Here is a 13,474-nt window from a genome sequence, read left to right on the forward strand (position 1 = left end):
TATGTTCGTTAATCATAATGTGCCCTCAAACAAGATTTGAAGATCTGATCATGACATTGAGATTTAGTTCAAAAAAATCCCCGCTAATTTCTTAGCAGGGATTTGTGTATAAGAGACAGCTATAAAGCGGCTTTTTGTATTCTATAGAAAGGAAGGTTATGCCCAACCTTCATAGCGCTTACGACGCGACAACACTATCGTTAATATAATACCTAAAAACAGGCCTAAAAACGCAATAGCACCACCGTAAGTAAGTAGCTGACGTTTCTCTTTTGAGCTAGCAGCTTCTTTTTGGGTGCGCTCTTGTTCTAGCGTCGTTTTAAGCTTAGTAATTTGGGCCGATAACTGCAGGTTTTGATCAGTTAAAGTTTGGTTTTGCTCTTGTAGCTGCGGAAGTTCTATTTGAGCTTGGCGCAGGTTTTCTTGCATAGTGCTCATTTCGCTACTTAGTGTTTTGTACTGTTGGTGTAAACCTGCCGTTTTGGTAACAAACTTAGTTTCTATCCAACCTTCGCGGTCTTTATCATCTTTAATTTTTATAAAGCCGTTTTCTTCAGCAGATAACAAGGTTAACTTTGTTCCAGCATCTACAGAGCCGAGTAGTCGATAATTCTTACTCGCACCAGAGCGCATAAAAGTATATAAATTATCGATAATATAAGCGGTGTTTGCATTAGTTGAATTTGCAGGTTTTGCTTCTTCTGCATAACTCATAAATGTGGTGGCTGTTAAAAGTAGCCCTAATAAACAATGTTTTAGCATTTATCTACCTTGTTGATCTAACTGCGTCCGTTATGAACGTGATTTTTATTTCACATAAGTAGTTAGATAGTATGGATTAAATAGCTCAATAGCAAGACTGATATTGTAACCCAGTAGCAGTTACCTAGCCCACTAGGTTACAAACCTCGCCCCGCGATTAAATTGCCTCTAGATAGAACGAATTTTAATCCACAAAGGTCAACAGGCACTAAAATAAGGCTAAAAAATTTGCATTGTTAGTGTGCTTTGTTTATTTTGAGCACTTATTTATTTTAAAGGTAATCCGCAAACCGAATGGATACTGAGATAGAACTGAAATTTTTGGTATCAGATGCCGTTATTCCACTGATCCCCTCGTTAATTACTCAATTTGCAAAAACGGTGAAGAATAAACCGTCACGCAGCTTACAAAATGCATACTACGACACGCCAAGCCGAGAGCTTAGAGCGCTTGACATAGGCTTTAGAACTCGCTGTTCTGACAGCGAATGCGAGCAAACTATAAAGCTTGCAGGTGAAGTTGTAGGTGGTTTACACCAACGTCCAGAGTACAATTTACCAATTGAATCAAGTCGCCCTAATTTAATGGCGTTTGATGCTGATATTTGGCCTCATGGCATGCAAATAAGCGCAATCTCAAAAAACTTGTATCCAATATTTAGTACTAACTTTATTCGTCGTACTTGGTTAATTGAAACCGAAAGTGGCGCTAAAATTGAAGTTGTACTCGATAAAGGTGAAATTGCGGCTTCGGGTAAAATTGAAATTATTAGCGAGCTTGAAATTGAGCTTGTTGAGGGCAGTCGTAATGAGTTGTTTGCGTTTGCAGATGTACTGGTTAGCCAGAACTGTATCCGTTTAGGATTATACTCTAAGGCCGCGCGTGGTTATCGCCTTGCAGATGAAAAACCTTTAACACCAAGCAAATCTATTGGTTTTGTTCAATTACCAAAGTCGACTACCCAAGAGCGTGCTTTAGTTGAAGCCATGAACTTTGGCATTCGCTTTGTGCAAAAGCATGAGCAATGCTATTTCGATAAGCCAAGTTTAAAAACGCTTAAACGCGTAACTGACGGCATTAGCCTAATACGCCATACTTTTTGGCTGTACGACGATATAGTATCCAAAGAAAGTACAGAACATTTACGTACAGAGCTTAAATGGTTATTAAGCGAATTAGCGTGGGTAGAAAACGCGATTCAATTAAAAACGTACACGTCTAAACGCCATGCTTTTTATAAAAAAATTAATGCTGCTCCAGCACTTACTCAAGTCATTGGTGATTTAAAAGAGTTACAGCCAAGCATTGACGATATAAATGCACTGTTTCATAGCGCGCGTTATAATCGTTTATTACTGTCGTTAACTACGTGGTTAATTGATAAACAGTGGCGTAAAGATTGGGGGCAAATAGAGCTTCAAGCGGCTGAGCAAAACGTGTCGTCCATTGCGAGTAGGCTTTTTAATAAAGACTGGAAAAATCTGCACGAATTACTCCCTAAAGAACAAACACTCGATGTCGCTTCGTATTTAAACCTGCGCACTCAACTTGAAAATAGTTTACTGAGCGGTAACTGCTTAGGATCGTTATTTGATAAAGAAGAACGCCTAGAGTTTAGATTGCCTTGGCTTGATATTTCTCATGGTATTTATGAGTTAAGTACGCTTGAGTATTTAAAGCAGTTATGTGCTGGGCAAGAAGACGAACAGCTTGCTAAAATCCAGTCATGGCTTGAACAAAAGTCTGAATATTTGGTTAGTGCGATGGAGCAAAGTCGCCTTGCTTCATTTGACATAGAACCTTACTGGCAAAAATAAATGATGCGCTTTTGTAATGAAATTCAGTTACAAAAGTGCTTATTCGTTATTCTTTTATTAGTTAGTTTTAACACTTACGCTGAGCCAACATGGCATTTGTATAAAAACAAAAATGGCGTAAGTGTGTATTATCAAAGCCACAGTGATAATATTTTTGAAGTAAAAGCGCAGATGAGCGAAATACCAACCAGCTTTGCCTCATGGATCAATCCCTACTTGGCTAATCAATAAAGCCGGCCTAAAAAGTACTTACGACATCTTTATTAATTTACATCATATGCTCACACATAAAAATACACTCCAAAACTACCTGTAATCAAAGTAGGTCAGTGCTAAATATCGAATATATAATAATTTTATGGTGTGTTGAGTAGTCTTTAACTACGCTTAAACAATAATGACACGCTATTATTTGGAGAATTGATGAAGTATTTAGTGGCTATATTATGTTTGATGCACAGCTCACTCTTATTGGCTCAAGAATATACCTTTGGTGTAGTGCCGCAATATGAGCCGCAAAAGCTAAATGCTATTTGGCAACCTTTGTTAAAGCAAGTAAGTAAGCAAACAGGGGTATCAATAAAGCTAATTACAGTTGAGTCTATTCCGGTATTTGAAAAAGCCTTTGCTAATGGCGAGTACGACTTTGCATACATGAATCCATGGCACAGTGTTGTAGCATATGAAAAGCAGGGATATTTGCCACTAATAAAAGATGCAGGGCGAAAGCTGCAAGGTATTTTGCTCGTAAACAAAGACAGTGGTATTGATAATTTAAGCCAACTAGAGGGCGCCGAAATAGCATTCCCTGCACCTAATGCATTAGGTGCGTCATTATTAATGAGAGCCGACTTAGCGTTGTTGTATGGGCTAACAATAAAGCCTGTATATGTTCAAACCCACCCTTCGGTATATTTAAATGTAGCACTGCATTCAACAATGGCGGGCGGTGGTGTAATGGGCACATTTAAACAACAACCAGAAAGCTTGCAAAATAAGCTTAAAATTATTTATAAAACGCGTGAAATTAGTCGCCATCCAATTGTAGTCCACCCAAGGGTTGACCCTGCAATACAGTTAAAAGTGCAACAAGCTATTTTAGATATTGGGCAAAGCCCAGAGCATAAACATTTACTTGCAGGTATCCCAATTATTAAACCTAGTATTGCAACTTTAGCAGAGTATCAGCAGTTAACTCAGTGGGGCTTGCGCTCATTTTATGTTGAAAATTAGAGGGTTTCGTAGTCTGAGGGCACAAAGCTTTATTGTTGTATTGCTTTGTGGCTTGCTTATGGCCTGTCTTTTTATGTTTTACGCCTTACCTGAGCAAGCGCGTTGGGTAAACGATGGGCTTTCAAAGGCTGCTCAGCGTTCTTTAGCGCAGTTATCGACTTCTATAACGACTCCGTTGTTAACTAGGCAGTATGCAGAGCTGTATGAAGAAATAGACAGCCAACTCCAAACTCGCCCTAATTGGAAAAGTATTAAAATTGTTGATGTGGATTCAAATAACCAATTATACCCGCTTGAAAACTGGATTGGAGCAAATGAAAACGGTGACATGTTGTTATCTCAGCAGGTGGTGTTTTTAGATAAACCGCTGGCTAATATTAGCTTGGTTGTTAATTTTACGAATGAAATAAACGAATCTTCAAAACTTCATTACACCTTAATATATATACAATTTATTATTTTAGTTATCGTTTTTATAGGTTTAGCTTGGCTGGTGGATTACAGGGTTACGTCGCCTTTAAGGACTTTAAAACAGGGGTTTTCACGTTTAGCCAAAGGTGACTTTGACTGCCACATAGATAAACAACAACAAAACGAAGTGGGCAGTGTAATAAGTGCATTTAATAACATGGTTGATGAGGTTGCTAATAACCATCAAAAATTAAATGTATTACGAATTCAAGCTGAGTCAGCAAGTAAAGCAAAGTCAGATTTTATGGCCAGTATGAGCCACGAATTAAGAACCCCATTAAATGCAATTTTAGGCTTAGCCCAACTGTATGGATATGATGAAAGTGCTAATAAAATACAAAAAGAAAACGCGAAGAGCATTTATCAAGCTGGAGAACATTTACTATTACTTATAGACGATGTACTTGATTTGACCGCTATTGAGTCGGGTAATATGCAGTTTAGTTTTTCTTATGTGCCTATTAAAAGCATATTAGAGGAGTCAGTAAAGCTTGTCACTGAGCTTGTTAAAGGGCAATCAATAACACTGCATACCCAAGGTTTCGAGTCCTTAGAAGGGTTGAGTATTTATATTGATCAGCGCCGCTTTAAACAAGTGATGCTTAACTTGCTTTCAAATGCGATTAAATACAACAAACCAAATGGCAGCATTAATATAAATTGCCGGGTGTTAAGTAATAAACAATGCGAAATAGATGTAACAGACACCGGATGTGGATTTGCTCCTGATGACATTTCTCGCTTATTTAAACCTTTTGACCGTTTAGGAGCTGAAACCAGTAAAGTAAACGGTACGGGTATTGGTTTAGTGATAACTAAGCAGCTGGTAGAGCGTATGCAGGGTTCTTTAAGCGCGCAAAGTGAGCAGCACAAAGGTTCTTGTTTTACACTAAACTTTAACAGCTTTGAGCAAACTGACTTGCCAGCACAAGTGCAATCTCCTCAAATAACACTTCAAAGTTTAGATACAGTAACTCTTCCTACGCTTGAGGTTTTAGTAGCAGAGGATCAGGTTACAAATCAGCAAGTATTAAGGCAGCAATTAACCATGCTTGGAGTGTGTTCTACTTTTGTAAGTAATGGGGAACAAGCCTGGGAAACTCTGCAAAATAAACACTTCGATATTTTACTAACCGACATTCAAATGCCTTTACTCGATGGGTTAGGGTTAGCCAAAAAAATACGCGAAAACACTCATTTTGATAAACTTATTATAATTGCAATTACGGCCAACATTACCAAAAACAATATAGATAATTGTTATGATTGTGGAATGAACGGCTTTTTAACCAAGCCCATTGAGCTTGTTAAATTAAAGTCGTTATTGATGGAGCACTCTCAAACAGTGGTCAACACGCGATCAGAAAAATCTGATGGTGAAAATATAGCTTCAGATAGTTTTGATCAACTAGATATCACGTTATTAAAAGCAATGCTTGGTGATGATCTTACTGTGCACTGCATGGTGTTTAATGCGTTTTTACAAACGGCAGGGGAGCAAATTAAATTAGCTAATGCGTATGCTAAGAGTAAAAATTATGTTGATTTGGCTTTTCAGGCCCATGCATTAAAATCGTCTTCAAAGTCTGTGGGGGCTATTGAATTGGCAAATATATGCCAGCAGATAGAAACACAGGCAGAAAACGAAACAGTTAAAAATGAATATATACAGCAGCTTGAAGTATGCTTTAACGATGTAGTAACGCAACTTAAAAGCTATTGTTTACGATATGAAAAACGCATATAAAAAATGGCTCATAAAGAGCCATTTTATGTTTTAAATATTTTAGTATTTAGCCGCTTCCCCTTTCTTAGGTAAAGCGTCCTGTATAAAGTCACGTAAATCGTTATTAGAGCTTTCTAAGTCAGCGTGGCGAAGGTACATCATATGCCCACTACTGTAGCCTTTAAAGCTCAAACGGTCTTTCATTTTACCGCTTGGGTCTAATTGCCATAACGTATATTTAGCGTCAAAGTAATTGGTTGCACCATCAAAGTATCCTGATTGAATCATCACGTTTAAGTAAGGGTTTTGCGCCATTGCTAAACGTAGATTTTCGCCCGTATTATTACCGGTTCTATCCCATGGGTGAACATTACCAAATAAATTATATTTTACATCTGTTTTATAGTTTAGCTCTTCACGTAAGTAGTGATTAATTGCAGGAGTAAAAGAGTGTAACCAAGAGGTAAGTTCAGCCCAGTAGTCTGGGGATTCACCCGCGCCTCGTTTATCTATTCCTAAATAACGAGAATCTAAGCGACCCACAGTTTGACCACGTTCACGTAGTAGCTCTTTCCAGAAAAATTGAGTTGGAATATCCAAGTTATTTTGTTCAACAAACTTTTCTGATAAGCCAGCGTAGTGTGCCATTTTTGTAATAATTCGACGTTTTTCTTCAGCATTAATAAAGCCACCCTTAGCAAGCGCTGGGATTAACTCGTTTACAGTAAACTCTTCAACTTCAGGTAATAACTCATCTAGATCTTTAGCTTGTAAATCGGCTTTAAGTGCTTTGTGATACCAAGCAGTCGCTGCAAAGTAAGGTAGGCGGTTAGCGGCTTTAATCGGGCCGTCGCGCTTAATACCAATATCAGTAGGTGATACGAGAACAACACCGTTTATGTACATCCATTGACTATTTTGAAGCTCATGAGCTAGGCCCGATACACGTGTTGTACCGTAGCTTTCACCAATTAAAAATTTAGGCGATCGCCAGCGCTGTGCTCTATTTACAAAAGTATTTAACCACTCAGCAAGGTATTTAATATCGGCATTAACACCAAAAAATAGCTCTTTTTGTTTTGCTTTAGAAGGAAGTTCGCCTTTTTCGTTTTCAAGTACGCGAGAGTAGCCTGTATTTACAGGGTTTACGTAAACAATATCGGCAATATCAAGTACAGAATATGGGTTGTCTTTTACGCCATAAGGTTGAATTGGATAGCCTTCGTCATCAATCTTTAATACGCGAGGACCAGTATAAGCAAGGTGCATCCATACAGAAGCCGAACCTGGCCCGCCATTAAACGAAATAAGTAATGGACGAGTTGTCCTGTCGTCAACTTTGTCGCGTGTATAGTAGGTGTATTGCAATGTCGCAACCGCGTCGCCTTTATCATCCCATACAGGTTGTGTGCCTGTGGCAACGGTGTAATTAAAGCGTTGACCGTTGATTTTAGCTTTATGTTGAGTAACAACTTTGCTGTCTACATCAATACGACGTTGGTTATCGGCAAGCGTGCTTGTACTGATTATTAATGCAATAACGGTTATCGGTAAACTGATAATACGACTAAGCTTCATTAGGTGTCCTTATTATTGTTGATACACCATTAAAGACATTAATGAGTTAAATAACAAAAGTATTGAGACTAGTGGCCGATAATACTAGTTAAGTAAGGTATTAATGCGCTTAGAGACGCGTGCTAACCACTTTTATAGTTATTTGGGATTTGGTTTCTTTATTTAGTTAATCACAGAATTCAGGTATATTGCGGGCCTACTTGTATTGATTTTATATACAAGCTATCACCAAAAAAATCTAATGGATTACGCTTTCAAGCACATAAGTGCACTCTACACCGGATGTTTATGACTAATGCTATTGCAGTAATAGCGTTGTATTTGTCGTTTTGTTACAAAATTAATTAAAGGTAAAGAGAAGCTTTATGCAAAGAGTATTAGTGGTTGAAGACAGTAAAGTAGTGCAGCAGGTGCTTCGCCACTTAACTGCACAATACCTTGATGTAGCAATTGATTTTGCTTGGTCTTTAGCAGAATGCGCTACGTTCGTAGAAAAATACGACTATACGCTTGCGTTAGTTGATTTAACTTTGCCAGATGCTCCGCACGGTGAAGTTGCAAAATATACTTTATCTAAAAAAATTCCTACGGTTGTTTTAACCTCAAAAATAGATGAGTACAAGCGCCAACAAATGCTTGAATTGGGCGTAGTTGATTATGTTATTAAAGATAATCGCGATTCTTACCATTATGCCGTTAAGCTCGTTGCGCAATTACTCAGAAATCAAGGCTGTAAAGCACTAATAGCAGATGACTCATTACTAAGTCGCTCGTTAATGAAGCAAATGCTAGAAAAGCAATTGTTTGATGTAACAGATGCCCACGATGGACAACAAGCACTCGAAATATTAAAAGCTAACCCTGATATAAAGCTACTTATGACCGACTACGCTATGCCCTCTATGGATGGCTTTGAACTTGTCAAAGCGGTACGTAATTTTAGAGGCCGAGACGACTTAGCAATTATTGGCTTGTCGGGCGCGGGGAAGCATGGCCTATCAGCACGATTTATTAAATATGGCGCCAATGACTTTTTAACAAAGCCATTTATGAATGAAGAGTTTCATTGTCGAGTACTTCAAACAATGGAGCAACTGTCGTTAATTTCAGATATTAAAGAAAGCGCACATAGGGATCACTTAACAGGGCTTCATAACCGACGCTACTTTTATCAATATGCAGAAAAGCTCCTTAAAAGTAAAAACCAGAAAAATACTTTGGCATTGCTTGATATCGATTTTTTCAAAAACATTAACGATACATTAGGCCATGAAGGCGGCGATCAGGCTTTAAAGCAGGTTGGTTCATTAATACGATCTACGTTTTCAAAGTTTACGGTTGCACGGGTTGGCGGAGAAGAGTTTGCCATAATATTACCTGAAATAGAGCTAGAACGCGGTCGTGAATACTTTGAAGCATTTAGGAAAAAGATGGCTAGTTACGATTTTTCTATTAGCGATAAATCAATTAAAATTACCACCAGTATAGGCTTGGCTGACTTTCAAGACACTAGCTTAACGCAGGCAATGCGTGTTGCTGACAAAGCATTATACGAAGCTAAAAACCAAGGCAGAAACTGCGTGGTATAACCCTTCTTAAACAAAACTAGGTACGTGATAAATATATAGAGATATAGCACGCACCAATGTAGCTGACTTGTTAAATTAACGCACCTAATTGGTGCGTTTTTTTTGATCTTGAGTTTGTATTTTTTACTAAGTAGCTGTTTTTAATTGATATAAAATAGTGGCACAAAGGTTGGATTGTTTAACCCAATAGGATAACAATAAAGAGTCCGAGGGGGCCGCTATGAAAATGATTAGTGCAATCATAAAACCATTTAAATTAGACGACGTGCGTGAAGCACTCGCTGATTTAGGAATTGAGGGGATGACAGTAGTTGATGTTAAAGGTTTTGGACGTCAACGAGGTCATACTGAGTTATATCGTGGTGCAGAATACCAAGTAGATTTTATTCCTAAGATCAAACTTGAAATTGCAACTCGTACTGAAAATTGTCAACGCGTTGTTGAAGCAATCACTAAAATTGCATCAACAGGTAAAATTGGTGACGGTAAAATTTTCGTGTACGACTTGGATCAAATTGTTCGTATCCGTACTGGCGAACTTGACGAAGAAGCAATTTAAGGGGGTCTCATGGAAAATACAATAATAGAACTAAAGTTTTCACTCGATACCTTTTATTTTTTAATATCAGGTATATTAGTAATGTGGATGGCAGCAGGTTTTGCCATGCTAGAGGCTGGCTTAGTTCGCTCTAAAAACACAGCTGAAATTTTAACTAAAAATGTCGCGCTATATTCAATTGCATGTACGATGTTTTTATTAGTTGGCTACAACATTATGTATGTAGACAATGCCGAAGGTGGTTTTATTCCTTCAATAGGCGCTTTAATTGGTACACAAGCTGCCGATGCTGACCATTCTTTAGAATCTGACTTTTTCTTCCAAGTAGTATTTGTTGCAACCGCTATGTCGATTGTATCGGGTGCTGTTGCTGAGCGTATGAAACTGTGGGCTTTCCTAGGTTTTGCTGTAGTACTAACTGGTTTTATTTACCCTATTGAAGGTTACTGGACATGGGGTGGTGGTTTCTTATCTGAAATGGGCTTTGTTGATTTTGCAGGTTCTGCAATTGTGCATGGCGCAGGTGCAGCAGCTGCACTAGCTGGTGTATTAATCCTAGGTGCTCGTAAAGGTAAATATGGTAAGAACGGTGAAATATACCCAATTCCAGGTTCAAACTTACCACTTGCTACACTAGGTACATTTATTTTATGGATGGGTTGGTTTGGCTTTAACGGTGGTTCTCAATTACTACTTTCTGATAAAGAAAACGCAACTGCAGTAGGCCAAATATTACTTAACACCAATGCAGCAGCTGCAATGGGTGCTATTGCAGCACTGTTTGTATGTAAAGTACTTTGGGGTAAATCAGATTTAACAATGGTCTTAAATGGTGCATTAGCTGGCTTAGTTGTTATAACAGCAGACCCTCTATCTCCATCACCATTAATGGCATGTCTACTTGGTCTACTTGGTGGTGCACTTGTTATATTTAGTATCATAGCACTTGATAAAGTTAAGATTGACGATCCAGTGGGTGCTATCTCTGTTCATGGTACGTGTGGCGCATTAGGTATTATGTTAGTACCGCTAACCAATGGTGACGCAAGCTTTGTTAATCAGTTAACGGGTCTAGTATGTATTCTTGCCTTTGTATTTGTAGCATCATTTATTGTTTGGACTGTGCTTAACAAAACAATGGGTATACGAGTAACCGAAGAAGAAGAACTAAACGGTATGGATCAACACGATTGTGGTATTGAAGCCTACCCAGAGTTTGTTTCTGTTCGAAATAGCTAATAGTTTATTTAAATAATAGTGTGTTTACACAAAGCCCTACTTCGGTAGGGCTTTTTTTGTTTCAGGGGGGGTTAACTTTTCGGATGTTAGGATATATCCAATATGCTAAGCTCACACTCGTGAATAACCCTTGGAATAAATTACACTTAAATGGCCGACAATAAAAAAACACCTACCAGTAAACCTGCAGTTAAACGTGCAAGTAAATCGTCAAGCAAGACAAAAAAAAGCACCTCAAAGGGCAGTAAAAAAACAGTGGAAACCACTGTTAAACGCTCTTTTATGAGAAAAACATGGTCAGTGTTTTGGAAACTAAGCTTGGCTGTTTTTATTGCAATGGCAATGTATTTCATTTATTTAGATTCAAAAACAACGCGTATATTTGAAGGTAATAAATGGCAACTTCCAGCGCAAGTGTATGCTCGTTCTATGGAGTTTTATCCGGGGCAATTTTTATCAAGTCAGGAAGTAGTGTTTGAGCTAGAGCGTTTAAATTATTCATCGGTTAATAGATTAAGCCGCACAGGGCAGTTTGTTAAAACAGCAGATAGCATCAAGATTTATCGTCGTGATTTTGAATTTTATGATGGCCTTGAAGAATCACATATTATTGAACTTCGCTTTGCAGGGCAAAAAGTTGCGACCATTAAAGATAAATTTGGCAGGCGTTTAAATTCTGCTCGTCTAGAGCCTGTGCAAATAGCGCGTATTGGTAATGACTCTAAACAAGATAGAGAATTTGTACCACTAGATAAGTTTCCAGCAATGCTAAAAGATACGCTATTGGTGGTTGAAGACCGTGATTTTTACGAACATCATGGTGTATCAGTGTTTTCTATTTTACGCGCGCTTTATTCTAATATTAAAGCGGGGCGCACCGTTCAAGGTGGTAGTACGCTTACTCAGCAGTTAGCTAAAAATATTTACCTAACACGCGAGCGCTCTTTAGTACGAAAAATAAATGAGGCCTTTATTGCCCTTATTTTAGATTATCGTTATTCAAAAGATCAGATATTAGAAGCTTACTTAAATGAAGTATACCTAGGGCAGTCATACAACCAAGGTGTGCACGGTATGGGGCTTGCTGCTGACTTTTACTTTTCAAAGCCGGTAGATGAGCTTGAGTACGATCAAATTGCTTTGCTGGTGGCAATGGTTAAAGGCCCATCTTATTACAACCCACGTCGCTATAAAGAGCGTACAATGGAGCGCCGAGACTTAGTGCTTCGCCTTATGGTTGAAAACAAGCTACTTAGTACAAAAGAGTACCGTGCATCGCTTAACCGCCCAATTGATATTGCGCCAATGAAAGCGAGTTTACAAAAATCATATCCAGGCTATTTAGAGTTAGTAAACAGAGAACTAAATGAATTATTGCCAGATCAGCAAACACTTGATGCTGGCGTAAGAGTGTTTACTTATTTTGATTTGCAAAAGCAAACAGCAATGGAAGAGTCTATTGAAAAGAGCTTACCGTACCTGGAGAATCGTCCTAGAACCGAAAAACTAGAAGCAGCCATGATCTCTGTTAATGTAGAAAAGGGCGGTGTATCTGCACTTGTTGCAGGGCGCGATGTTCGTTATTCAGGGTTTAACCGTGTTTTAGATACAAAACGTAATATTGGCTCGCTGGTAAAACCTGCTGTGTATTTAACCGCATTGCAATTACCACATTATAATTTAGCTACTTTGCTTGATGACTCGCCAGTACAGGTTACAAATGAGCAGGGAAAAGTGTGGCAACCAGAAAATTTTGATCATCAATACCGTGGTGCAATCCCTCTTTATAAAGCATTTAGTAACAGTATTAATATTCCAGCGGTTAATTTAGGCCTCGATGTAGGTGTTGATAAAGTCGCGAATACACTAAAAGGATTAGGCGCTAAAGGGGCGATAAACGAATACCCATCGTTGCTTTTAGGGGCTGTTGAAATGTCGAGCTTTGAAGTTGCTCAGCTTTATACAACAATTGCTGCAGATGGCGAATATAAAAAGCTCACTGCAATTTCGGCATTAACTGACTCGGTTGGTAAAGTACTTTATAAGCATAAAGTAAATGTAGAGCCTCGTTTTGATAAATCTGCAATGTATATGACTAAATACGCAATGAAACGCGTAACGAAAGACGGCACTGCTAAACGCTTAAATTTACACTTCCCATCAATCCAACTAGCAGGTAAAACAGGAACTAGTAACGATTTACGTGATAGTTGGTTTGCAGGCTTTGATCAAAATACAGTGACTGTTGCGTGGCTTGGTCGAGACGACAACAAAAGCACGGGGTTAACAGGCAGCGTAGGCGCATTAGAAGCGTATATTCGTTACTTAAAGCCACTTAATCCACAAGCAATAGCTGATACGCGTCCACCATCAATACGCTGGGCATTTGTAAATGAGCAAACGGGTAAGCAGGCACCACCAGGATGTGGCAAGGTGATTCAGCTACCGCTTAGAGCGAGTGAGTTCGAGCCAAGACCACAATGTATTCGTTAATTTAAG

Annotated in this window: 10 protein-coding genes; 8 read left to right on the forward strand and 2 right to left on the reverse strand. The window is 38.6% G+C overall.

What is annotated here, in order from left to right; genetic code table 11:
- Positions 1-156: 156 nt before the first annotated feature.
- The gene (locus I6F44_RS15280; RefSeq protein WP_007584830.1) at positions 157-762 is read right to left on the reverse strand and encodes a TIGR04211 family SH3 domain-containing protein; all 606 of its coding nucleotides are present in this window, start codon (positions 760-762) and stop codon (positions 157-159) included.
- A gap of 294 nt (positions 763-1,056) precedes the next feature.
- On the opposite strand from I6F44_RS15280, the gene I6F44_RS15285 reads away from it, so the two are divergent.
- The 4 genes from I6F44_RS15285 (at position 1,057) to I6F44_RS15300 (ending at position 6,031) form a co-directional block, all read left to right on the forward strand.
- A complete protein-coding gene (locus tag I6F44_RS15285) occupies positions 1,057-2,580 on the forward strand; it encodes a CYTH and CHAD domain-containing protein (RefSeq protein WP_007584831.1) in 1,524 nt (507 codons plus the stop codon).
- Positions 2,581-2,811, forward strand: a complete 231-nt coding sequence (locus I6F44_RS15290) for a hypothetical protein (protein ID WP_024593463.1) — start codon at positions 2,581-2,583, stop codon at positions 2,809-2,811. It begins immediately after the preceding gene.
- Positions 2,812-3,003: 192 nt separating this feature from the next.
- Positions 3,004-3,813: a phosphate/phosphite/phosphonate ABC transporter substrate-binding protein gene (locus I6F44_RS15295; RefSeq protein WP_197101429.1), complete on the forward strand. Its 810-nt coding sequence runs from the start codon at positions 3,004-3,006 to the stop codon at positions 3,811-3,813.
- The gene (locus I6F44_RS15300) at positions 3,800-6,031 is read left to right on the forward strand and encodes an ATP-binding protein (protein ID WP_197174113.1); all 2,232 of its coding nucleotides are present in this window, start codon (positions 3,800-3,802) and stop codon (positions 6,029-6,031) included. Before I6F44_RS15295 ends, I6F44_RS15300 begins: the two co-directional genes overlap by 14 nt.
- 39 nt (positions 6,032-6,070) lie before the next feature.
- On the opposite strand, the gene I6F44_RS15305 is transcribed toward I6F44_RS15300, so the two are convergent.
- The gene (locus tag I6F44_RS15305; RefSeq protein WP_197174114.1) at positions 6,071-7,588 is read right to left on the reverse strand and encodes a S10 family peptidase; all 1,518 of its coding nucleotides are present in this window, start codon (positions 7,586-7,588) and stop codon (positions 6,071-6,073) included.
- 365 nt (positions 7,589-7,953) lie between these two features.
- On the opposite strand from I6F44_RS15305, the gene I6F44_RS15310 reads away from it, so the two are divergent.
- The 4 genes from I6F44_RS15310 (at position 7,954) to mrcB (ending at position 13,468) form a co-directional block, all read left to right on the forward strand.
- Positions 7,954-9,177 carry a diguanylate cyclase domain-containing protein gene (locus I6F44_RS15310; protein ID WP_007584842.1) on the forward strand — a complete coding sequence of 408 codons (1,224 nt, stop codon included), beginning with the start codon at positions 7,954-7,956 and terminating at the stop codon, positions 9,175-9,177.
- 220 nt (positions 9,178-9,397) lie between these two features.
- On the forward strand, positions 9,398-9,736 hold the full coding sequence (locus I6F44_RS15315) for a P-II family nitrogen regulator (protein ID WP_004587162.1): 339 nt from the start codon (positions 9,398-9,400) through the stop codon (positions 9,734-9,736).
- Positions 9,737-9,745: 9 nt separating this feature from the next.
- Entirely contained in the window at positions 9,746-10,975 is a 1,230-nt protein-coding gene (locus I6F44_RS15320; protein ID WP_010555509.1) for an ammonium transporter, read from the forward strand.
- A 150-nt stretch (positions 10,976-11,125) separates the two neighbouring features.
- Positions 11,126-13,468, forward strand: a complete 2,343-nt coding sequence (gene mrcB, locus I6F44_RS15325; protein WP_197174115.1) for a penicillin-binding protein 1B — start codon at positions 11,126-11,128, stop codon at positions 13,466-13,468.
- Positions 13,469-13,474 lie beyond the last annotated feature (6 nt).

It is taken from the genome of Pseudoalteromonas sp. NZS11_1 (assembly GCF_015864275.1).
GTDB classification, from domain to species: Bacteria; Pseudomonadota; Gammaproteobacteria; order Enterobacterales; family Alteromonadaceae; genus Pseudoalteromonas; species Pseudoalteromonas arctica.

What these genes read in the sequence shown, in the direction of transcription:
- I6F44_RS15305 (WP_197174114.1), bottom strand. Translation starts at nt 7,588, where the DNA reads ATGAAGCTTAGTCGTATTATCAGTTTACCGATAACCGTTATTGCATTA.
- I6F44_RS15285 (WP_007584831.1), top strand. Translation starts at nt 1,057, where the DNA reads ATGGATACTGAGATAGAACTGAAATTTTTGGTATCAGATGCCGTTATT.
- I6F44_RS15320 (WP_010555509.1), top strand. Translation starts at nt 9,746, where the DNA reads ATGGAAAATACAATAATAGAACTAAAGTTTTCACTCGATACCTTTTAT.
- I6F44_RS15300 (WP_197174113.1), top strand. Translation starts at nt 3,800, where the DNA reads ATGTTGAAAATTAGAGGGTTTCGTAGTCTGAGGGCACAAAGCTTTATT.
- I6F44_RS15295 (WP_197101429.1), top strand. Translation starts at nt 3,004, where the DNA reads ATGAAGTATTTAGTGGCTATATTATGTTTGATGCACAGCTCACTCTTA.
- mrcB (WP_197174115.1), top strand. Translation starts at nt 11,126, where the DNA reads ATGGCCGACAATAAAAAAACACCTACCAGTAAACCTGCAGTTAAACGT.
- I6F44_RS15315 (WP_004587162.1), top strand. Translation starts at nt 9,398, where the DNA reads ATGAAAATGATTAGTGCAATCATAAAACCATTTAAATTAGACGACGTG.
- I6F44_RS15280 (WP_007584830.1), bottom strand. Translation starts at nt 762, where the DNA reads ATGCTAAAACATTGTTTATTAGGGCTACTTTTAACAGCCACCACATTT.
- I6F44_RS15290 (WP_024593463.1), top strand. Translation starts at nt 2,581, where the DNA reads ATGATGCGCTTTTGTAATGAAATTCAGTTACAAAAGTGCTTATTCGTT.
- I6F44_RS15310 (WP_007584842.1), top strand. Translation starts at nt 7,954, where the DNA reads ATGCAAAGAGTATTAGTGGTTGAAGACAGTAAAGTAGTGCAGCAGGTG.